Source organism: Erythrobacter sp. SN021, from assembly GCF_021864455.1.
On the sequence record NZ_JAKKUW010000003.1, the window covers coordinates 83,855 to 106,062 of the forward strand.

A 22,208-nucleotide genomic window follows, 5' to 3' on the forward strand; every position below is an offset into this window, starting at 1 on the left:
CGCATGAGCGATGCAACCACGCAGCCGAGTAGCAATACTTCGGCCAGCACAAATTCCGGCCCAACGATCCGGCCCGACGAGGCCGCGCATTTCGGCAGGCTGGCCAAGGACTGGTGGGACCCGAAGGGCTCGTCCGCCATGCTCCACCGGCTCAACCCGGTGCGTCTCAAGTTCCTGCGCGAAGCGATCGACCTGCATTGGGCGGGCGATATCGAGGCGCGCAACCCGCTTGCCGGAAAGAGCGCGCTCGATGTCGGCTGCGGTGCGGGCCTGCTATGCGAACCACTCACACGGCTGGGGGCTGAGATGACAGGGGTCGATGCCGCACCGGAGAATGTCGCGGCCGCCGCGCTTCATGCGGAAGGCGCGGGGCTCGATATCCGCTATATCGCGGGCGAGATCGGCGGCCTCGACATCGGCACCTTCGATCTCGTCACCGCGATGGAAGTGATCGAGCATGTCGCCGACAAACGGGCCTTCGTCGCTGCGCTCGCGGAAAAGCTGGCGCCCGGCGGGCTTATGGTCCTTTCCACTCCCAACCGCACGCCGCAGTCGCGTCTGCTGATGATCGGCGCCGCCGAAGGCATCGGACTGATTCCCAAGGGCACGCATCACTGGGACGATTTCATCACGCCCGAAGAACTGGGCGAACTGCTCGACGAAACCGGGCTCGAAATGGGTGATCCGAAAGGCATCGGCTTTTCGCCTACCAAGGGCCTGCACCTGTCCGGCGATCTATCGCTGAACTATATCGTCACCGCCCGAGCGCGCTGAGCACCAGCGCGGGATCGTCGGTAAATACGCCATCTGCGCCCGAGGCGCGCACCATGCGCGCGAGCGTGCCCAGATCGCCGGCCGCGCCCTGCCCAGCCCCACGGCGTAGGGCGGGCGGCAGGAAGGCGTTCTCCTTGCGCAGCGTCCAGGGATGAACCTTTAGACCCACCCCATGCGCGTCACCGACAAGGCCGGTCGGAGTGCCATCGGCTGACAGAACATGGCCGAGATGCGGACCAATTCCATCGGCATAGCCCGCCACCTGGGCAAGACCCGAAGGGGTCAGTATATCAGCCCAGCTCGTCGCGGGTTCGTCATAGGGGCCGCCTTGGGATGAAATCAGCAGCACAAGCGGGGTTTCGACAAGCGCATTCAACCGCTTGAGCGGCCCGACCTCGAAGACTTGCACGAAGACCAGATCGTCCGCTTCGTCGAGATCGGCCTTGCGCAGGGCGGTGGCGAGCAGATCGACCGTATCGATTCCTGCCTCTTGCAACAGCCAGGTCGGGTGCTTCAATTCCGGGTAAATGCCGATCCGCCTGCCGGTCTCGGCCTCTTTTGCCCGTACCAGTGCGACGATCTCCTCAAAAGTAGGTATCTGGTAGAGACCATCGAAACGCGCATTGGCGGGGCGCAGGCCCGGCAGCCGCTCGCGCACGCGCAGGCTGCGCAATTCGGCGAGCGTGAAGTCCTCGGCGAACCATCCAGTGACCAGCCGCCCCTCTATCGTCTTCGAGCGCTTGCGATCGGCAAACTCCTCGCGGCTCGCAACATCGGTCGTTTCGCCAATCTCGGTTTCGTGCCGGGCGACGAGCTGCATGTCCTTCGTGGCCACCAGATCGGGCTCGATGTAATCCGCCCCCTGATCGATCGCGCGCTCATAGGCCGCCAGCGTATGCTCGGGCCGTTCGCCGCTGGCACCGCGATGTGCGATGACTATGAAGTCCTGCGCCGTCGCCGCTGCCGCCGATGGTGCGGCCAGCGCCGCGAGGATCAGGAGAAGTGCGCGGACCATTCGTCTTCCTTGAAACCGACCAGCAGGGTGCCGTCATGTTCGACGACGGGTCGTTTGATCATGGAAGGGTTATCTTTCAGCAATTTGACGGCCTTGGCCGCATCGACATCGGCCTTCTCCTCCTCCGGCAGCCCGCGCCAGGTTGTGCCGCGGCGGTTGAGCACGGTATCGACACCCTCGGCCTCGATCCATTCGGCGAGCCTCGCGGAATCGGCACCTTCCTTCTTGTAGTCGTGAAAGACATAGTCGAGCTCGCGCGCGTCGAGCCATCTGCGCGCCTTCTTGACGGTATCGCAATTGGGGATGCCGAAGATATGGATGGTCAAGTTGCTTGTCCTGAAGTTTGAAACACCGGGCAGGCGACCCGGGCGGAAAAAGCGCCGGGGTCGAAAGGGCCGCAAGTCCAAGGCTCTGAAGCAAGGAATCGCCGCCGCATGCGCGTGTCATTAACTTGTTGGATCGCGGCGGGACAGGGCGGAATGACACGAAACGGGACGGACAATTGACGCCCCCGGCAAACATCGATCCCACCAGTTGGGATTTTCTCCCAACCTTGGGGATTTCACCTCCATGGCAAGCTGCCCCATTGGCAAGGAATTCCCCGTTTTCTGCGGTTTCCCGGATTTGGCACGGCTCCTGCTATCCTTCTGGCATCCGGCAAGACAATCTCGCCGGCACATAAGACGGAAGGAAATGCACCATGTTCGCCTCGACCAACCAGAACCTCTTCGCCGCCGCTTTCGCCATCACGGTTTCGGCAGTGCTGTTCGCAACCGCCATCGTTCCCGCCAGCCCGGCAGTCTTCGCTTAATTCGATCGCGAACGGCCGGAATCCACCTCGGCATCTCCCGGCACGAAAGGACCTCAGCCATGTTCACCTTCGCCAATAGCAGCCTTTACGCCGCAGCCTTCTCGATCGCGATCTCCACCGCGCTGTTCGCGACGGCGATCATCCCGGCGAGCCCGGCCGCTTTTGCCTGATCGAGGCCAGAAGTCGCGTACGGGCATGGCTCAACCATTCGCGCCCTGTGTTTTGCGCTAGCGCTTCGGCGCCAGATGCGCATCGGCAATCGCCACCGCCAGCGCATCGGCGGCATCGGCCCCGGCAATCATTGCGCCGGGCAACAGAATCTTGAGCATGGCCTGGACCTGCGTTTTGTTCGCCCCGCCCGTGCCGACGACCGATTTCTTGACCAGCCGCGCGGCGTGTTCATTCACCACCAGCCCCGCTCCACCGCATGTCGCCAGTACGGCGCCCCGCGCCTGCGCGAGCTTGAGCGTCGATTGCGGGTTCTTGTTGACGAAGATCTCTTCGGCAGCCGCCCGATCGGGCCGATGCGTGGCGATGACCTCCGCCAAGGCCTCATGCAGCATGGCCAGCCGTTCGGCCATCGGCGCCTTCGGATCGGTCGGAACCTGCCCGTTGGCGACATGCGCGATGCGCGAGCCCTCGGCCCGGACCACGCCCCAGCCGGTGCAACTCAGCGAGGGATCAAGGCCAAGAATGATCATGGGCGTTCCCCTACCACTCGGGCAGGCCGATCATGAAGCCGAGCCGCCAGGCAAGTGCCAGCAGGAAAGCTCCGCCCAAAACCGAGGCCAAGAGCCAATCCCGCAAGCGCATAGCGAAAGGTCCTATCCGCCGACCTTGTCCATCACCTCGTCGGAGATGTCGTAATTGCCCCAGACGGTCTGAACATCGTCGTCATCCTCGAGCGCGTCGATCAGCTTGAGCAGGGTTCCGGCGCCCTTCTCGTCCATTTCGACGGTGAGGTTGGGCTTCCATGCGAGCTTGACCGTCTCGGCTTCGCCAAGCGTCTTCTCAAGATCGCCGGCGACCTGGTGCAGATCTTCCGCAGCAGTCCAGATCTCATGGCCGTCTTCGGAGGACGAGATATCGTCCGCGCCCGCTTCCATCGCGGCTTCGAGGACCTTTTCCTCGTCGCCCGCATCGGCGGGGTAGAAAATGAAGCCGAGGCGTTCGAATCCGTGCGCGACCGAGCCTTCGGTGCCGAGATTGCCGCCATTCTTCGAAAAGGCAGTGCGCACGGCAGTGGCGGTTCGGTTGCGGTTGTCGGTCAGCGCCTCGACGATAATGGCGCTGCCGCCCGGGCCGTAGCCTTCGTAGCGGACCTCTTCGTAATTCTCGTCATCGCCGCTGGTCGCCTTGTCGATCGCGCGCTGGATGTTGTCCTTCGGCATCGACTGCGCCTTGGCGTTGTTGACGGCCAGGCGCAGGCGCGGGTTCATATCCGGGTCGGGCATGCCCATTTTCGCGGCCACGGTGATTTCGCGGCTGAGCTTGGAAAACAGGTTCGAGCGCTTCTTGTCCTGCGCGCCCTTGCGATGCATGATGTTCTTGAACTTGGAATGGCCGGCCATGGTTTCGCTTTGCGTAGCTGAGATGGTTGGACGTATTCTCGCGAGAGAATCTTGGGGGTCGCCTTAGCCGCATGGATGCAATCACGACAAGTGGCGAGAGCGCGGTGACGCCTGCCATGACCATGCGGGGCGAATGGAGCCGGTTCCTCGGCTTCCTCCGGCGTCCGGTCCTGCCGACACGTGCGCCCCTGCCACAGGTGGCAGGCCTGATCGCGGTGCTGCGCCTGTTCGCTCTCGACCTGCTCGTGATGAGCGGATTGCTGGCAATCGCCGGGATCGTCATCGCGACGGGTGTCGACATGCCCGAAACGGCGCTGGCCGGAATGGACATCGGACCAGGTATCGTTTTCGCGGTGGTGGTTGTGGCGCCCCTGGCAGAAGAAATCGCATTTCGTGGCTGGCTATCGGGGCGACCGGGGCATCTGCTCGCCTTGGTCGCGCTCGTGGGCGGCGGCCTATCCGCTACGCTACTGCTGAGCGCGGCTGGCTTTTCTTACGGCGCGGATGCGCTGGAAACCGGCCTCGCCGCCATGGCACTAGGCACATTGGGTGGCGCGCTGCTGGCACTGGTGGCGCTTTATCTGCTACGCCGACGCGAGGCCATGAGATGGTTCCAGCGGTGTTTTCCGCTGTTTTTCTGGGCCAGCACGCTGGCTTTCTCGCTTGTCCATCTGTTCAACTTTCCAGCCGATCAGATGGCCACGGCGCTGCCACTCGTACTGCCGCAGCTCGTGACCGGCACCATGCTCGGCTATCTGCGCGTGCATTATGGCTTGTGGGCAAGCATTATGCTGCATGCCCTCCACAATGGCGCTTTCATCTCGCTGGTTTTGCTCGCGAGCAGCGGAGCCTAGATCAGATCTTGACCGCCGTCCCGCTGGCGGAAACCATCAGCATCGAGCCCGTATCGCCGATCACCTCGTAATCGAGGTCGATACCGACTACGGCATTCCCGCCGCGCGCGCCGCATTCGGCCTGCAGTTCCTGGATCGCCTGCTCGCGCGCATCGGCGAGAATGCGTTCGTAACTGCCCGAACGCCCGCCGACGATGTCGCGGATATTGGCGAACAGATCACGGAACAGGTTCGCCCCGACGATCACCTCGCCGGTGACGATGCCGAGATAATCCTGAATCGGCCGCCCCTCGATCGTCGGTGTGGTCGTCACAATGATCCCGCGGGCGTCTTTCCAGGGGCTGGGCATGGGGCAGTTCCTTGTCAGTTGCTAACGGCACGATTCTATCGCAGGCATCGGCACCAGCGATAGAGGGGAAGTTCAATCATATGTCAGGACAAAGCTTTACGAAAATACTCGTTACTGATGTTGCAACCGCTCTGGCGCGATTCAGAATGCATAAAACACAATCCAACATGCGGGACCTGGTCCGCACATCTTTTGCAGCCGTCGAAGGAGAAGTCTGGATATTCAGGGAGCATGTCGTCGAGGCGGCGAATGCGACCTATGGCCTAGAACCGAAAGAGAAAGCAATTCTGGAAGAGGAATTCTTTCACGTGTCGGCGCAAGGAAGGATTACGACGCAGAGTCGTTTCCTTCCAGTACTTAGCTCGATCCGCTTTATTGCACGCATCGCTCAACGACTGGCGTCCAGGGAATTGGTGAATTTCTCGGGTACGGGCTGGCAGACTCTGCAGCAAGCGGCACTTATCCGGAATCGGGTCACACATCCGAAAACAGCAGCGGATTTGATCCTGTCCGAAGATGATGTGGAAACGGTCCTTGAGGGGCTGTATTGGTTTCTTGGACAGGCAAGCGATGCGATGGAAGCTCTTATAGGCGTCCGCAAAGACTACCTCGGGCAATTGGAGGAAGTCCTTGCGGAGCTGAGAGCTGGAGATGCAGCAACGCTGAAATTATATGATGAGATCAGTCGAAAACTGCAAGACGACTAATTGAGTTCATTCCATTCCGAGTGCGGCTTTGTAAGTGTCCAGAAGCGTCTCCATTTCGCGACGATCATTCGGCTCCATCTTCCTCAATCGGTAAATTTGCCGCATCAGTTTTGTATCGTAACCGACCGCCTTGCCCTCGGCATAGACGTCGCGGATGTCGTCGGCGATGCCCTTCTTCTCTTCCTCGAGGCGTTCGATGCGCTCGATCAGCAGGCGCAGGCGGTCGTCGGTGGCTTCGGCCATGAAATGCAAACTCCGGTGATGTGAGAATCGCCCGTAGGCGAGAGGCAAGTGCGATAGCGCCGCCCGACTGCAGGCGAAACCGCCCTTTTCGATAATTTCCCCTAGCGCAAGTCAGCCTTATTCCGCGTGAGACTGGCTTCCATCGCCGCGATCTGCTCTTCCGTAGCGGGGCTCTGGCGGGTTGCCTTCCATTCATCCATCGGCATTCCATGGATGAGCTCGCGCGCCGCATCTTTGTCGCCCGCATAGCCTGCCTCGCGGATCCAGTCGGCAAGGCAATTGCGACAGAAACCCGCCAGCCCCATCAGCTCGATATTCTGCGCATCGTGGCGGTGGCGCAGATGGCGCACCAGGCGCCGGAACGCCGCCGCCGCTACGGCATCGTCGAGTTCGTCGAGCGGGTCGTTTGCATTCGTAGTCATCGTTTCATCGTCCTTGCTTTGTCGCACACCGCTGCCATAGCCGATTTCCATGGCAGAACCCGCACCAAAGCTCGACCCGCGCGGCCGCAAGGTCAAGATCCTCGCCACTGTCGGCCCCGCCAGCCGCTCGCCTGAAATGCTCGCCCGCCTGTTCAAGGCAGGGGTGGATGCCTTCCGTGTGAACATGAGCCACGGCGAACATGCCGATCACGGTCAGACCATCGCCGCTATCCGTGCGCTCGAGAAAAAATTCATGCGCCCGATCGCGATCCTCGCCGATTTGCAGGGTCCCAAGCTGCGCGTAGGCAAGTTCAAGGACGGACAAGCGGTGATCCGCCATTCGGGCCACTTCACGCTGGACCGCAATCCAGAACCAGGCGACGACACGCGCGTCGAACTGCCCCATCCCGAGCTGTTCGGATTGCTCGAGAAAGGGCAGCGGCTGCTAATCAACGATGGCAAGATCCGCCTTAGGGTGATCAGCGCCGACACTGACAAGATCCTGTGCTCGGCAGAGGTCGGCGGGGTCATTTCCGATCGCAAGGGCGTCAACGTGCCCGATGCCGAAGTGCCGATCCCGGCCTTGACCGACAAGGACCGCAAGGACCTCGCCTTCGCCATTCAGCAAGGCGTGGACTGGATTGGCCTGTCTTTCGTCCAACGCCCTGAAGACCTTGCCGAAGCGCGCAAGCTGATGGGCGGCTATGGCGCGCTGTGCGCCAAGATAGAAAAGCCGATGGCAGTGCACCGGCTCGACGAGATCATCGATATGAGCGACGGTATCATGGTTGCGCGCGGCGATCTCGGCGTCGAGCTGGAACCGCAGGAAGTCCCCCCGCTGCAGAAAAAGATCGTCAACAAAGCGCGCCTCAAGGGCAAGCCGGTGATCGTTGCGACGCAGATGCTGGAAAGCATGATCGAAAGCCCCGCGCCGACCCGGGCCGAAGTGTCGGACGTCGCCAATGCGGTCTATGACGGCGCCGATTGCGTAATGTTGAGCGCCGAGACGGCGGCGGGCGACTGGCCCGAAGAGGCCGTAACCATCATGCATCGCATAACGCATCAGGTGGAACGCGACGAAGCCTATCTCGAACGCGTGCGCCTGCTCGATACTCCGCCCGATTCCACCACGGCGGATGCGCTGGCCCATGCCTGCATGACCGTGGCCGACACGGTTCCCGTGAGCGCGATTACCGTCTTTACGGGATCGGGTTCGACCGCCCGCCGCGTCGCGCGCGAGCGGCCCAGCGTGCCGATGCTGGTCCTCACCCCCAGCATGAAGACCGCCCGCCGCCTTGGCCTGTTATGGGGCGCGCATGCAGTAGCGACCAAGGACATCGGCAGCTTCGAAGAGATGATCGCCAAGGGTAAGCGCATGGCCCTGCGCCATGGCTTCAGCGAAGCGGGCAGCAAGCTTATCGCGCTGGCCGGCGTCCCCTTCGGCACGCCCGGCTCGACCAACCTGCTTCACGTCGTCACCGTGAGCGGCGACGAACTGGACAAGCACGGGGGCTAAAGCGCGACACGCTCCTTCATGATGCGCTTGTTGCGCGCATCGACGAGGCGGAAGGCCTTCATCACCGGAAATCCCCGGTCAACGCGGCTCTCATGGCCGAGCATCCAGAGCTGCTGATAGAACCAGTAGATTCCGGCAAAGCCATTGATTGCCTTCACCATTTGGAAGCGTTTCAGAAAGCGGAGCCAAGGCGGCAGCAGGTCGAGATCATCTTCGTAGCGGACAAGTTCCTCCGCACCGCCAAACAGCGCGTTTGGTGCATCGGTATCGACGCATAGCGGGCGGCCGAGACCGATCACATCCGCCGCGCCGCTGGCCAGCGCCTGCTCCATCGCGGCGCGGGTGCGGAAGCCACCGGTGACCATCAGCGGGACTGCAACCTCGGCCTGCATGGCCTTGGCGAAATCGACGAAATAGGCCTCGCGCGCAGCGGTCGACGGGGCGACATTCTGCACTTCTTCCTCTTCCATGCCCTCGACGCCCATCAGCTTGGGCTGTTCGTAAGTGCCCCCCGATATCTCGATCAGATCGACCGAGGCCGTCTCGAGCCATTGAACAACTTGCAGGCTGTCCCCGAAATCGAAGCCGCCCTGCTGGAAATCGGCGCTGTTGAGCTTGACCGAAATCGGGAAGTCCGGCCCCACGGCGGTGCGCACTGCCGCAACGATCTCAAGCAGAAAGCGCGCACGATTTTCCAGGCTGCCGCCGTACTTATCAGTGCGCAGGTTCACGCGCGGCGAGAGGAATTGCGAAATCAGGTAGCCGTGCGCGCCGTGGATCTGGACGCCGGTAAAACCCGCCTCCTGACAGGCCTTCGCGGCAATCGCCCAGCGCCGGACGAGATCGGCGATCTCGTCTTTCGTCAGCGGCGTTGGCTTGGCGAACTGTCCGCCGGGAAGCGCGAGCTGGACGTCGGAGGACGATTTGGGGTGCGGATTGACCAGCTTCTGGGTCTGCCTTCCACCATGGCTGATCTGCGCCCAGAAATGATTGCCGTTGCGCGTGGCCGCCTCCGCCCAGCTGGCCAGCCGGGCCTTCATGTCGGCATCGGGTTCCGCCTCGATAACGACATTTCCGGGACGCTCGAGATGGTCCTTGTCGACGATAATATTGCCCGACAAGAGCATGCCCGCGCCGCCATCGGACCAAATCCCGTACAACCGCTCGAGTTCGGGCGTGGGCTTGCCGTCGGGCGTCGCCAGGCCTTCGGTCATCGCCGCCTTGGCTATCCGGTTGGGGAGCGCCGCCCCGCACGGCAATTGCAGTTCCGAAGCGAGCGTGACGGCCATTTGTAGTCCTTCCTATCCCCGTGCGGCTGCCTCCAGCCGCTTGCGTGCCTGCTCTTCGCCGATCAGCGGCAGCAACTCTCCCATGTCGGGGCCGTGGGCCATACCCGTCAAGGCCTGTCGCAGGGGCAGGAACAGGCTCTTGCCCTTTCGTCCCGTGGCCTCTTTCAGCGCCCCTGTGAGAGCGCGCCAGGGTTCGTCGCCCCATTCGAGCAGTCTGGCCGCTTCTTCGAGATAGGCACGGTCGTCTTCCGAAAGCTCGGGCTGTTCGATCGGGCCGATCACCAGCCGCCACCATTCGGCGGCCTCGGATACATGCGAGAGATTCGGCCGGATCGCATGCCAGCCGGCTTCGTCGATGCCGTCCGTCAGCCGGTCTGCCACATCGGCGAAAGCGAGCTGATGCACCAGCGCGGCATTGATACGCTCCAGCTCTGTCTCGTCGAACTTTGCGGGAGCACGCCCGAAGGTCGACAGGTCGAACGTGTCGAGCAGCACTGCCCGATCGGCGATCGGTTCGACGGGCAATGAAGTCCCGAGTCGCGCCAGCAATGCAATGATAGCCGCCGGCTCTATGTCCCGCTCGCGAAAGGCATCGCAGCCGAGCGAGCCGAGGCGCTTGGACAGCTTGCCCTCCTTGCCGACCAGCAGCGCCTCATGCGCGAAAGCAGGCATCTGGCGCGCCGGATATTGCGCAGCAATAAGCGCGGTAAACATCTGAATTTGAACCGCGGTGTTGGAAACATGATCCTCGCCGCGCAGCACATCGGTCACGCCCATGTCGAGATCGTCGACTGCGCTCGGCAGCATATAGAGCCAACTGCCATCGGCCCGGCGGATGACTGGATCGGACAATTGCGCCGGATCGAATTTCTGTGCACCGCGAACGCCGTCGTTCCAAGCGATCGGTTGGTCATGTTCGAGCTTGAAGCGCCAGTGGGGTACGCTTCCTGCGGCCTCTTTCGCTGCCCGTTCCTCTTCGCTCAGATCCAGCGCGCCACGATCGTAGATCGGCGGCAAGCCACGCCCCAGCCGGATCTTGCGCTTGAGCTCGAGCTCCTGCGGCGATTCATAGCAAGGGTAGACCCGGCCCGCCTGTTTCAGCGCGTCGAACGCCGCTTGATATTTCGCGAGCCGCAATGACTGACGTTCCTCGGCGTCGGGCACGATGCCCAGCCATGCCAGATCGGCGCGGATCGCCTCGATATAATCCTCGCGGCTACGCTCGGCATCGGTATCATCGATCCGCAGCAGGAAAGTGCCGCCGTTTTTCTTGGCCAGCATCCAATTGTGCAACGCGGTGCGGATATTGCCGACATGGAGCCGCCCTGTGGGCGAAGGTGCGAAACGGGTGACGATGGTCATATCCGCGCCGATAGCGGAGGGTACGCCGCTTGGCGAGAGGTCAGCTGGCGCGTTTGGCGCGCCGTTTCAGCACGGCCTCGCGCGATTTACGATAATCGAGCAGGCAACTGTCCTCGCCGCGCATGGCGGCGGTGACCGCATCGGGCGTCTCGAAGTGTTCACCGGGGACCGGTTCGCAGATAAGATAACCCTGCGCCTCCTCGCATCCCAGTTTGCGCAAGAGATCGAGCTGCGCGCGCGTTTCGATACCTTCGGCCGTGGTTGCCATGCCCAGCGCCTCGGCCAGCCGGGTAATGCTGGCGACGATTGCCTGATTATCCGCCGAGGAATCGATCCCGTCCACGAAGGCGCGATCGATCTTTATCCGGTCGAACGGGAAACGCCGCAGGTAGCTGAGCGAAGAATAGCCGATGCCGAAATCGTCGAGAGCGATCTTGGTGCCCAGTTCGCGGAGCTTCTCGAGATTGCCGGTACAAACCCCGTTTTCCTGCAACAGAACATGCTCGGTGATCTCGAATTCCACCCGCTCCGGATCGGTGCCATGGGCGTGGATCGCCTGCGCCACGACCTCGGCCAGGTGGGGGCTGCGCATCTGGGTGGGGGAAAGGTTGATCGCAATGCGGAAACTCCCGTCCCAGTCGGCGGTTTCGGCGAGCGCCTGCCGGATGACCCATTCCCCGATCGGAACGATCATGCCCGTTTCTTCCGCCACGTAGAGAAATTCCGATGGCGTCATGATGCCGCGTTGCGGGTGGTACCAGCGTAAAAGCGCTTCGTAGCCGGCGATCTTGCCCGTATCGAGATTGATGACCGGCTGATAGTGCAGCCCGAGTTGGCCGCGCGCGATCACTTCGCGCAAATCGGCTTCGATGTCCCGTCGCTCGCGCGCGGCGCGGTCGAGCGCTTGATCGTACAGTGCGAGTGTATCGCGCCCCTTTTCCTTCGCAGCAAACAATGCCAGGTCCGCGCAACGCATGAGTTCCTGCGCCTCGCAATTGCCATCCGTGCATTTGGCAATCCCGATACTTCCCGAAATGCGGTAGAAATGACCATCGATTTCAAAGGGCTCGCGAATGACCGCGAGAAAGCGATGGGCACGTTCTATCAGCATACCGGCGCCACCGCGCGCTTCGAGCAGAACGGCAAACTCGTCCCCTCCCAGACGCGCGACAAGATCCTGGCCCCGAACCTCCTGTTCGAGCCGCGTTCCGACTTCTCGCAGCAAGCGGTCGCCGACGAGATGGCCGCGCGTGTCGTTGATCGCCTTGAAATCGTCCAGATCGAGATAGAACAGCACCACATTGCGAGCGCGATCGCCCGTCGACAGAGCATTGCGCAACCGGTCATTGAAGAGATACCGGTTGGCCAGGCCGGTGAGATTATCGTAATGCGCCATGAAGGCGACGCGCTCTTCGACCAACTGATCGCTGGTCACATCTCGCGCGACCCCGCTCATCCAGCCATCGTATCGCGGCCGCGCCGAGAGTTTCCAGCAACGGGTTTCTCCATCAACTCTCAGTTTGACAACCAGATCGCGAAAACGGCTGCGGTCCGCCACGTGCCGCGCAAGACTGTCGCGTTCCTCCGAAGGCATGAAGAGATCGATGAATACGCTGTTCTCCAGAACGTCGACTTCGCTCCCGGTAGCCGCTGCGAACCGCGCACTCACGTCGCGCAGTTTCCCCTCCGCATCGACCGTCCACAGCCAGTCTGACGATTGCTCTTCATAGTCATTGAGCAAGAGACGGACGGTCGATTCCGCTTCCTCCCTCTTCATCTCGCCAGCGATGGATCGCGCGAAGGCCCGTTCCTCTTCGAAGGTCAGTAGCAGGAGGGAACTGGCGAAAATGACAGTGAGCAGGGCGGTCGGCCACCCTTCGAATCCGGCGATCAGATACATCGCCGACAATAACGATACCGACATTCCGACAATGTGGAACACCGCCAAGCGCGGCGCCGCTCGCGTGACCAGCGCGACTGCGAAGAAGATCGCCGTGGCGACCGCGGTGAGTACGGCGAGTTCCGTATTGCGCACCACAAGTGCCAAATACGGAAACATGGCCATCCAGGCCAAGCTGCTGACCAGTTGGAGCAGGCTGATCCGCCACCAGTCACGCCGCGCCCGTACGAGATCGAAATCTTCGGTCCCCACGCCCCGAACAAGCCAGATGAAAGCCGCGAGCAGCGCGCACTGGAAGAAGGCCCAGCCAAACAACACGGAAGGCGACGCGTCGTCGAGAAATACGTAAAGGAGAATGGAAACAGCCGCAAAAGTCGGCGGCAACGTAATTGTCACGCCGCTTTTGAAGGTACGCATTCGCCAGAAAAGCTTAAGCTTTTCCAACTCGTTGGCATCGATCGGAGATTTCAATCCGTTCGGTTCGCCCATAATTCCCCCGGACCACTGCGATTTGTCGCATTCCCGTCATATTTCGTCAATGCTTTGTCTAGTTACAGGAAAGTCATCGTCAGTACACGTCGTTCGGTCGAATGGCTCCCTATCCCAGGTTGGATGAACACCCACGCTTGACGTATCATGCGAAAGGCCCCGGTGGATCGCTCCACCGGGGCCTTCCAATTTTCAGCCTCATGCTGGCACGGTCGGCTTATTCGCCGTCCTTGGCGTCCTCGTTGAGGTAATCGCCAGCATCGGCATCGGTGCCGTGCGTTTGGCCTTCGACGCTCGCCAGCGGATCGTCTCCGATTGCCGCTTCGGGGCCCTGGGCGAGTTCCGCCTCATGCTCTTCCTCTGCAGTGTTGGCGGCGATGATCGCCTCCTGTGTTTTCTTCCACTGGGCGCGCAGGGCGGCATCGCGGCTCGAGGCGGTGATACGCATGCGGTTCATGCCCGCGCCGGTGCCCGCCGGGATGAGACGGCCCACGATCACGTTTTCCTTCAGGCCGACCAGCGTGTCCTTCTTCCCTTCGACCGCGGCCTGCGTAAGCACGCGCGTGGTTTCCTGGAACGATGCGGCGGAGATGAACGAACGCGTTTGCAGGCTGGCCTTGGTGATGCCCAGCAGGATCGGCGTGCCGACTGCGGGCTGCTTGTTCCGGCCCAGCTTGGAGTTGGTTTCGTTCAGCTCTTCCAGATCGACCTGTTCGCCCGGCAGCAGCACGGTGTCGCCACCGTCGGTGATCTCGACCTTCTGCAGCATCTGGCGAACAATCACTTCAATGTGCTTGTCATTGATCTTCACACCCTGCAGTCGGTAGACTTCCTGGATTTCGTTGACGAGATATTCGGCCAGCGCCTCGACGCCCAGAACCTCGAGGATGTCGTGCGGATTGGGCGAACCGGAAATCAGGGTGTCACCCTTCTTCACGAAGTCGCCTTCCTGCACGTCGATCACCTTGGTCTTGGGGATCAGGTACTCGACTGCATCACCTTCCTCCGGCACGATCGCAATCTTGCGCTTCGCCTTGTATTCGCGAACGAATTCGATCTTGCCCGAAATCTTGGCGATGACCGAATTGTCCTTCGGAAGACGTGCCTCGAACAGTTCGGCAACCCGCGGCAGACCGCCGGTGATGTCGCGGGTTTTGGCAGCTTCGCGGCTGGCGCGAGCCAGAATGTCGCCCGCCTGGACCTCGGCCCCGTCCTCGACCGAAAGCGCGGTGCCCGGCGCCAGCATGTAACGCGCGGCCTCGCTCTCGTCTCCCGCATCGTTGAACAGGGTCAGGCGCGGACGCAGATCCTCGTTCTTCTTGCGGCCGGTGGTCTTGGTTTCGGTAACCACACGCTGGGCGATACCCGTGGCATCGTCGACGCGCTCTTCCATGGTCGTGCCATCGATGAGGTCCTGGAACTTCACCACGCCCGAGGTTTCGGTGATGATCGGCAGGCTGAACGGATCCCATTCCGCCAGACGATCGCCTTCCTTCACCTTGCCGCCATCCTTGTGCATCAGCACGGTACCGTAAGGCACCTTATGGATTTCGCGTTCGCGGCCCTCGGCATCGATCACCGCCAGTTCGCCATTGCGCGCGAGCGACAGGATGCGGCCCTTCTTGTCGGTGATGGTCGGCATGTCGCGATAGACGACCTTGCCGTCAGACACCGCTTCGAGATGCGAGGTCTCGTTGAGCTGCGCGGCGCCGCCGATGTGGAAGGTACGCATGGTAAGCTGCGTACCGGGTTCACCGATCGACTGCGCGGCGATGACGCCCACGGCTTCACCGATATTGACCGGCGTACCGCGCGCCAGGTCACGGCCGTAGCAGGTGGCGCAGACGCCGTGCCGGGCTTCGCAGACCAGCGGGCTGCGGATCTTGGCAACCTGGACTTCGGCTTCCTCGATGAGCTTGATCATCGGTTCGTCCAGCAGCGTACCGGCCTTGGCGATGACTTCGCCGGTGGCCGCATTGACGATGTCCTCGGCCACGGTGCGGCCCAGGATACGTTCGCCGAGCGATGCGATGACCGAACCGCCCTGCACGATGGCGCGCATGTCGAGCGAGTTTTCGGTCTTACAGTCGTCGACCACGATGGTGCAGTCCTGCGACACGTCGACCAGGCGGCGTGTCAGATAGCCCGAGTTCGCTGTCTTCAACGCGGTATCCGCCAGGCCCTTGCGGGCGCCGTGGGTCGAGTTGAAGTATTCGAGGACGTTGAGGCCTTCCTTGAAGTTCGAGATGATCGGGTTTTCGATGATCTCGCCCGACGGCTTGGCCATCAGGCCGCGCATACCGGCAAGCTGCTTCATCTGAGCAGGGCTACCGCGCGCGCCCGAGTGGGCCATCATGTAGATCGAGTTGATCTCGGCCTGGACGCCGTCCTTGCCGATCGGGCGGGCCTTAATCTTCTCCATCATGGCATCGGCCACCTGGTCGCCGCAGCGGCTCCAGGCGTCGATGACCTTGTTGTACTTTTCCTGCTGGGTGATCAGGCCGTCCTGATACTGCTGCTCGTAATCGGCAACCAGCGCCTTGGTTTCATCGACCAGGCCATCCTTTTCCTCGGGGATGATCATGTCATCCTTGCCGAAGGAAATACCGGCCTTGAACGCGTGGCGGAAGCCAAGCGCCATGATGGCGTCGGCGAACAGCACCGTGTCCTTCTGGCCGGTGTGACGATAGACCTCGTCGATCACGTCGGCGATGTCCTTCTTCGTCAGCAGGCGGTTGACGATGTCGAAAGGAACCTTGTGGTTCTTCGGCAGGCATTCGCCGATCAGCATGCGGCCGGCAGTCGTTTCGAACCGCTTCATCACGATGTTGCCGTCCTCGTCCGCCTGCGGAACGCGGGCGAGGATCTTGGTGTGGAGCGAGACCTGCTTGGTCTCGAGCGCCTGGTGCACTTCGGCCATGTCGCTGAACATCTGCAGCTTCTCGACCTTATTGCCGTCGGCATCCTCGACATACTCGGGCTTGCCTTCCTGCCGCTCCATCGAGAGGTAGTAGAGACCCAGCACCATGTCCTGCGAAGGTACGATGATCGGCTTGCCGTTGGCCGGCGAGAGGATGTTGTTGGTCGACATCATCAGCACGCGCGCTTCGAGCTGGGCTTCCAGCGAAAGCGGCACGTGAACGGCCATCTGGTCACCGTCGAAGTCGGCGTTGAAGGCCGCGCAGACCAGCGGGTGAAGCTGGATCGCCTTGCCTTCGATCAGCACCGGCTCGAACGCCTGGATGCCGAGGCGGTGAAGCGTCGGTGCACGGTTGAGGAGAACCGGGTGCTCGCGAATGACTTCGTCGAGGATGTCCCAGACTTCCTTGCGCTCCTTTTCGACCCACTTCTTCGCCTGCTTGAGGGTCATCGAAAGACCCTTGGCGTCGAGGCGGGCGTAGATGAACGGCTTGAACAGTTCGAGCGCCATCTTCTTCGGCAGGCCGCACTGGTGCAGCTTGAGTTCCGGACCGGTCACGATGACCGAACGGCCCGAATAGTCGACGCGCTTGCCGAGCAGGTTCTGACGGAAGCGGCCCTGCTTACCCTTGAGCATGTCGGACAGCGACTTCAGCGGACGCTTGTTGGCGCCGGTGATGACGCGGCCACGGCGGCCGTTGTCGAACAATGCGTCGACCGCTTCCTGCAGCATGCGCTTTTCGTTGCGGACGATGATGTCCGGCGCGCGCAGCTCCATTAGGCGCTTCAAACGGTTGTTACGGTTGATGACGCGGCGGTAGAGGTCGTTGAGGTCCGAAGTCGCGAAACGGCCACCGTCCAGCGGCACCAGCGGGCGCAGCTCGGGCGGAATGACCGGCACGACTTCGAGGATCATCCATTCGGGGCGATTGCCCGATTCGATGAAGCTTTCGACGACCTTCAGGCGCTTGATGATCTTGGCCGGCTTGAGCTTGGACTTGGTGGTCGCGAGCTCTTCCAGCAGGTCTTCCTTCTCCTGCTCGAGATCGAGGTCCATCAGCATGATCTTGACCGCTTCGGCGCCGATGCCGGCGCTGAAGGCGTCTTCGCCATATTCGTCCTGTGCTTCGAGCAGTTCGTCTTCGGTGAGGAGCTGGAACTTCTCGAGCGGCGTCAGGCCGGGTTCGGTGACGATGTAGCTTTCGAAGTAGAGCACGCGCTCGAGCTGCTTCAGCTGCATGTCGAGCAGCAGGCCGATGCGCGAAGGCAGCGACTTCAGGAACCAGATATGCGCGACCGGCGCGGCCAGTTCGATATGGCCCATGCGCTCGCGGCGGACCTTGGTCACGGTCACTTCGACGCCGCACTTCTCGCAGACGACGCCCTTATACTTCATGCGCTTGTACTTGCCGCACAGGCATTCGTAATCCTTCACCGGACCGAAGATGCGCGCGCAGAACAGGCCGTCACGTTCAGGCTTGAACGTGCGGTAGTTGATCGTTTCCGGCTTCTTGATTTCGCCGAAGGACCACGAGCGGATGCGCTCGGGGCTGGCGATGCCGATCTGGATCTCGTCGAAGGTTTCGGGCTTCGCGAGCTGGTTGGTGAATTTGGTCAGTTCGTTCATGACTTATTCCCTTAACGGGTGAATTCCTGGGGCGGAGATGGGGACCGAAGCCCCTTATTCCGCCGCGATCGCGAAGCCGTCGTCATCCTCATCGTCGGCCAGCGACTTGAGTTCGACGTTGAGGCCCAAGCTGCGCATCTCCTTGACGAGCACGTTGAAGCTCTCGGGAATGCCCGCCTCGAAGGTGTCGTCGCCTTTGACGATCGCTTCGTAGACCTTGGTCCGGCCGATCACGTCGTCCGACTTCACGGTGAGGATTTCCTGCAGCGTGTAGGCGGCGCCGTAAGCCTGGAGCGCCCAGACCTCCATTTCCCCGAAGCGCTGGCCGCCGAACTGGGCCTTACCGCCCAGCGGCTGCTGGGTGACGAGGCTGTAGGGGCCGATCGAGCGGGCGTGGATCTTGTCGTCGACGAGGTGGTGCAGCTTGAGCATGTAGATGATGCCCACGGTGACCTTGCGGTCGAAAGCTTCACCCGTGCGTCCGTCGAACAGCACCGACTGGCCCGAACTGTGGAGCCCTGCCTTTTCGAGCTCAATGGTCACGTCGCCTTCGCGTGCACCGTCGAACACCGGTGTGCCCATCGGGACGCCTGCGGTTAGGTTGCCGGCCAGTTCGACCACTTCGGCGGTCGAGCGGCTGTCGATCGCATCGTGATATTCCTCGCCATAGACAGTCTTGAGGCGCTCGATGACCGCTTCGGGCGGCTTGGCCTTGGCATAATCTTCCGAAGCATTGGGGTTCGCGCGCTTCCACTCTTCGAGCTGCTCGCCGATCTGGTGGCCCAGATTGCGAGCCGCCATGCCGAGATGCGTTTCGAAGATCTGCCCGACATTCATGCGTGAAGGCACGCCCAGCGGATTGAGCACGATGTCGACCGGGGTTCCGTCTTCGAGGAACGGCATGTCCTCGACCGGGAGGATGCGCGAAATCACACCCTTGTTCCCGTGGCGGCCGGCCATCTTGTCGCCCGGCTGCAGCTTGCGCTTCACCGCGACGAAGACCTTGACCATCTTGAGCACGCCCGGGGCGAGTTCGTCGCCGCGTTCGAGCTTTTCCTTACGGTCCTCGAACTTCTCTTCGATGAACTTGACCGCCTCGTCGTACTGCGACTTGACCGCTTCGAGCTGCGCTTGGCGACCATCGTCGGCCACGGCGAATTTGAACCACTCGTGCTTGTCGACACCCTCGAGCACCTCTTCGGTGATCTCGCTGCCCTTCTTCACACCCTTGGGCGCTGCCGAAGCGGTTTGACCGACGAGCATGTCGCGCAGGCGGTTGTAGGTCGCACGGTTGAGGATGGCGCGTTCGTCGTTCGAGTCCTTACGGAGGCGTTCGATTTCCTCGTTTTGGATCGCACGCGTACGGTCGTCGATCTCGATACCGTGGCGGTTGAAGACGCGGACTTCGACGACCGTGCCGGCAACGCCCGGGGGCAGGCGGAGCGAAGTGTCGCGCACGTCGCTGGCCTTTTCGCCGAAGATGGCGCGCAGGAGCTTTTCTTCCGGCGTCATCGGGCTTTCGCCCTTGGGCGTGATCTTGCCGCACAGGATATCGCCCGGATGCACTTCGGCGCCGATATAGACGATGCCCGCTTCGTCGAGGTTGCGCAGCGCTTCCTCGCCGACATTGGGGATGTCGCGGGTGATGTCTTCGGGGCCGAGCTTCGTATCGCGGGCCATGACTTCGAATTCCTCGATATGGATCGAGGTGAAGACGTCGTCCTTAACGATGCGCTCGGAGATGAGGATACTATCCTCATAATTGTAACCGTTCCAGGGCATGAAGGCGACCAGGCTGTTGCGGCCCAGCGCCAGTTCGCCGAGATCGGTCGAAGGACCATCGGCGATGATATCGCCAGGAGCCACCGTCTCACCCACCTTCACCAGCGGGCGCTGGTTGATGCAGGTGTTCTGGTTCGAACGCTGGAACTTCTGCAGCGTGTAGATATCGACGCCCGACTGGCCGGGTTCGACATCGCCGATCGCGCGGATGACGATACGTGTCGCGTCGACCTGGTCGACAATGCCGCCACGGGTCGCCGCGATGGCCGCGCCGGAATCGCGCGCAACGGTTTCTTCCATGCCGGTGCCGACCCAGGGCGCTTCCGCCTTGACCAACGGAACTGCCTGGCGCTGCATGTTCGAGCCCATGAGTGCGCGGTTGGCGTCATCGTTTTCCAGGAACGGGATGAGCGATGCGGCGACCGAAACGAGCTGCTTGGGGCTGACGTCCATCAGCGTAATGCTCTCGCGCGGCGCCATCAGGTTGTCACCGTCGTGGCGGGCCGAGACCAGCTCTTCCACGAAGCTGCCATCTTCCGTCAGCTCGGCCGAGGCCTGCGCCACGGTGTGCTTCTGCTCTTCCATGGCGGAAAGGTAGATCACCTCCTCGGTGACCTTGCCGTCGACCACCTTGCGATACGGCGTTTCGATGAAGCCGTACTTGTTGACGCGGGCGAAGGTCGACAGCGAGTTGATCAGGCCGATGTTCGGGCCTTCCGGCGTTTCGATCGGACAGATGCGGCCATAGTGCGTCGGGTGAACGTCTCGGACTTCAAAACCCGCACGCTCGCGGGTGAGCCCGCCCGGGCCAAGCGCCGACACGCGGCGCTTATGGGTGACTTCCGACAGCGGGTTGGTCTGGTCCATGAACTGCGAGAGCTGGCTGGAGCCGAAGAACTCGCGCACGGCAGCCACAGCCGGCTTCGCGTTGATGAGGTCGTTCGGCATCACGGTCGACACGTCGACGCTGCTCATGCGTTCCTTGACCGCGCGCTCCATGCGCAGCAGGCCGACGCGGTACTGGTTTTCGAGCAGTTCGCCGACCGACCGCACGCGGCGGTTGCCGAGATTGTCGATGTCGTCGACGTCGCCCTTGCCGTCCTTGAGGTCGACCAGCTCCTTGACAACGGCGAGGATGTCTTCCTTGCGCAACGTGGTGACGGTGTCTTCGGCATCGAGGTCGAGGCGCATGTTGAGCTTGACCCGGCCAACGGCCGACAGGTCGTAGCGCTCGCTATCGAAGAACAGGCCTTCGAACAGCGCTTCGGCGGTTTCCTTGGTCGGCGGTTCGCCCGGACGCATCACCTTGTAGATCGCTTCGAGGCCCTCATCGCGGTTCTCGGCCTTGTCGACCTTGAGCGTGTTGCGGATCCACGGACCGGTGGTGACGTGGTCGATGTCGAGCAGGACCATTTCGTCGATGCCGACGGCGTCGAGAACTTCGAGGTTCTCGGCCGAAACCTCGTCCCCTGCCTCGATATAGATGCGACCCGTCTTCTCGTCGATCATGTCGCGCGAAGCATAGCGGCCGAAGATTTCCTCGGTCGGCAGCAGCAGCGTTTCGAGCCCGTCCTTGGCCGCCTTGTTGGCCGCGCGCGGGCTGATCTTCTGCCCGGCGGGGAAAACTTCCTCGCCGGTCTTGGCATCGACCAGCGGGAAGGCCGGCTTCTGGCCACGCCAGTTCTCGGGGACGAAGGGAATGGTCCACCCTTCGCCTTTCTTGCCGGTCGAACGCTTCCAGGTGACGGTGTCGTAGAAGTGATCGAGAATGTCTTCGCTGTCGAGGCCGAGCGCGAAGAGCAGCGCGGTGACCGGCAGCTTGCGCTTACGGTCGATACGCACGTTGACCACGTCCTTGGCGTCGAATTCGAAGTCGAGCCAGGACCCACGATACGGAATGATGCGGGCGGCGAAAAGGAGCTTGCCCGAGCTGTGGGTCTTGCCGCGGTCGTGATCGAACAGCACACCCGGCGAACGGTGCATCTGCGAAACAATGACGCGTTCGGTGCCGTTGACGATGAAGGTGCCGTTCGAAGTCATGAGCGGCATGTCGCCCATGTAAACGTCCTGCTCCTTGATATCGAGAACCGAACGGGTCTCGGTTTCCTGATCGACCTCGAAGACGATCAGGCGCAGCGTGACCTTCATCGGGGCGGCATAGGTGATACCGCGCTGGCGGCATTCGACGATATCGTATTTCGGCGCTTCGAGTTCGTAATGAACGAAGTCGAGTTCGGCGGTGCCGGCGAAGTCGCGGATCGGGAACACGGAACGCAGCGTCTTTTCGAGGCCGGAGACGTAATCGATCTCCTTGTTCGAGCGCAGGAACTGTTCGTAGCTCTCGCGCTGGACCTCGATCAGGTTCGGCATGTCGACGACTTCGTGGATGTCGCCGAAGATCTTGCGGATACGACGCTTCGCCGTGCCCTGCGCGTTCGTGCCCCGGGTCTTCTTCGGAGCCTTCGCCTTGGTAGCCATAAGGGGTAGTTACCTCTTCTCGTGTGCGCCGGAGATCGTCCACGTCTTTGGGCGGACAACCCCTCGGAATTCGTGCCTCATGCGCGTGAGATCATAGCCG

The 22,208-nt window shown here is 61.8% G+C and carries 18 protein-coding genes; 6 read left to right on the top strand and 12 right to left on the bottom strand.

Annotated elements, in window-relative coordinates:
• Positions 1-3 precede the first annotated feature (3 nt).
• Entirely contained in the window at positions 4-774 is a 771-nt protein-coding gene (gene ubiG, locus L5849_RS07980; protein ID WP_236925149.1) for a bifunctional 2-polyprenyl-6-hydroxyphenol methylase/3-demethylubiquinol 3-O-methyltransferase UbiG, read from the top strand.
• Here the strand turns inward: ubiG and L5849_RS07985 are convergent.
• Positions 755-1,789, bottom strand: coding sequence for a glycerophosphodiester phosphodiesterase family protein (locus tag L5849_RS07985; RefSeq protein WP_236925150.1), 1,035 nt, complete (start codon positions 1,787-1,789; stop codon positions 755-757). The two genes, ubiG and L5849_RS07985, sit on opposite strands and share 20 nt — an antisense overlap.
• Positions 1,768-2,115 (bottom strand): ArsC family reductase, encoded by a 348-nt coding sequence (locus tag L5849_RS07990; protein ID WP_236925151.1) that lies wholly within the window; start codon positions 2,113-2,115, stop codon positions 1,768-1,770. Before L5849_RS07990 ends, L5849_RS07985 begins: the two co-directional genes overlap by 22 nt.
• Before the next feature lie 374 nt (positions 2,116-2,489).
• Between L5849_RS07990 and L5849_RS07995 the strand changes: the two genes are divergently transcribed.
• Complete coding sequence (locus tag L5849_RS07995; RefSeq protein ID WP_236925152.1) at positions 2,490-2,600, top strand: enoyl-CoA hydratase; 111 nt, start codon at positions 2,490-2,492, stop codon at positions 2,598-2,600.
• Positions 2,601-2,659: 59 nt separating this feature from the next.
• A complete protein-coding gene (locus L5849_RS08000) occupies positions 2,660-2,770 on the top strand; it encodes a recombination protein F (RefSeq protein WP_236925153.1) in 111 nt (36 codons plus the stop codon).
• Between the two features lie 57 nt (positions 2,771-2,827).
• Here the strand turns inward: L5849_RS08000 and ruvC are convergent, their stop codons facing one another.
• Together ruvC and L5849_RS08010 are read right to left on the bottom strand one after the other, a co-directional pair.
• Positions 2,828-3,301, bottom strand: coding sequence for a crossover junction endodeoxyribonuclease RuvC (gene ruvC / locus L5849_RS08005; RefSeq protein WP_236925154.1), 474 nt, complete (start codon positions 3,299-3,301; stop codon positions 2,828-2,830).
• A gap of 123 nt (positions 3,302-3,424) precedes the next feature.
• Entirely contained in the window at positions 3,425-4,171 is a 747-nt protein-coding gene (locus L5849_RS08010) for a YebC/PmpR family DNA-binding transcriptional regulator (protein ID WP_115415251.1), read from the bottom strand.
• A gap of 71 nt (positions 4,172-4,242) precedes the next feature.
• On the opposite strand from L5849_RS08010, the gene L5849_RS08015 reads away from it, so the two are divergent.
• Positions 4,243-5,025 (top strand): type II CAAX prenyl endopeptidase Rce1 family protein, encoded by a 783-nt coding sequence (locus L5849_RS08015; RefSeq protein ID WP_115415252.1) that lies wholly within the window; start codon positions 4,243-4,245, stop codon positions 5,023-5,025.
• A 1-nt stretch (position 5,026) separates the two neighbouring features.
• On the opposite strand, the gene L5849_RS08020 is transcribed toward L5849_RS08015, so the two are convergent.
• Positions 5,027-5,344: a heavy metal-binding domain-containing protein gene (locus L5849_RS08020; protein WP_115417702.1), complete on the bottom strand. Its 318-nt coding sequence runs from the start codon at positions 5,342-5,344 to the stop codon at positions 5,027-5,029.
• Between the two features lie 41 nt (positions 5,345-5,385).
• Between L5849_RS08020 and L5849_RS08025 the strand changes: the two genes are divergently transcribed.
• A complete protein-coding gene (locus tag L5849_RS08025) occupies positions 5,386-6,081 on the top strand; it encodes a hypothetical protein (RefSeq protein WP_236925155.1) in 696 nt (231 codons plus the stop codon).
• 6 nt (positions 6,082-6,087) lie between these two features.
• Here the strand turns inward: L5849_RS08025 and L5849_RS08030 are convergent, their stop codons facing one another.
• The gene (locus tag L5849_RS08030) at positions 6,088-6,324 is read right to left on the bottom strand and encodes a DUF2312 domain-containing protein (protein ID WP_236925156.1); all 237 of its coding nucleotides are present in this window, start codon (positions 6,322-6,324) and stop codon (positions 6,088-6,090) included.
• Positions 6,325-6,425: 101 nt separating this feature from the next.
• Positions 6,426-6,746: a DUF1244 domain-containing protein gene (locus L5849_RS08035; RefSeq protein ID WP_236925157.1), complete on the bottom strand. Its 321-nt coding sequence runs from the start codon at positions 6,744-6,746 to the stop codon at positions 6,426-6,428.
• A gap of 49 nt (positions 6,747-6,795) precedes the next feature.
• Here L5849_RS08035 and pyk point away from each other — a divergent pair, with 49 nt between their 5' ends.
• Positions 6,796-8,262: a pyruvate kinase gene (pyk, locus tag L5849_RS08040; protein ID WP_236925158.1), complete on the top strand. Its 1,467-nt coding sequence runs from the start codon at positions 6,796-6,798 to the stop codon at positions 8,260-8,262.
• On the opposite strand, the gene L5849_RS08045 is transcribed toward pyk, so the two are convergent.
• The 5 genes from L5849_RS08045 to rpoB form a co-directional block, all read right to left on the bottom strand.
• The gene (locus L5849_RS08045; RefSeq protein ID WP_236925159.1) at positions 8,259-9,551 is read right to left on the bottom strand and encodes an NADH:flavin oxidoreductase/NADH oxidase family protein; all 1,293 of its coding nucleotides are present in this window, start codon (positions 9,549-9,551) and stop codon (positions 8,259-8,261) included. The two genes, pyk and L5849_RS08045, sit on opposite strands and share 4 nt — an antisense overlap.
• A 12-nt stretch (positions 9,552-9,563) precedes the next feature.
• A complete protein-coding gene (gltX, locus tag L5849_RS08050; RefSeq protein ID WP_236925160.1) occupies positions 9,564-10,913 on the bottom strand; it encodes a glutamate--tRNA ligase in 1,350 nt (449 codons plus the stop codon).
• 40 nt (positions 10,914-10,953) lie between these two features.
• Positions 10,954-13,302, bottom strand: a complete 2,349-nt coding sequence (locus tag L5849_RS08055) for a bifunctional diguanylate cyclase/phosphodiesterase (protein WP_236925161.1) — start codon at positions 13,300-13,302, stop codon at positions 10,954-10,956.
• 217 nt (positions 13,303-13,519) lie between these two features.
• Positions 13,520-17,848, bottom strand: a complete 4,329-nt coding sequence (gene rpoC, locus L5849_RS08060; RefSeq protein WP_236925162.1) for a DNA-directed RNA polymerase subunit beta' — start codon at positions 17,846-17,848, stop codon at positions 13,520-13,522.
• 54 nt (positions 17,849-17,902) lie between these two features.
• Positions 17,903-22,108: a DNA-directed RNA polymerase subunit beta gene (gene rpoB, locus L5849_RS08065; protein WP_236925163.1), complete on the bottom strand. Its 4,206-nt coding sequence runs from the start codon at positions 22,106-22,108 to the stop codon at positions 17,903-17,905.
• Positions 22,109-22,208 lie beyond the last annotated feature (100 nt).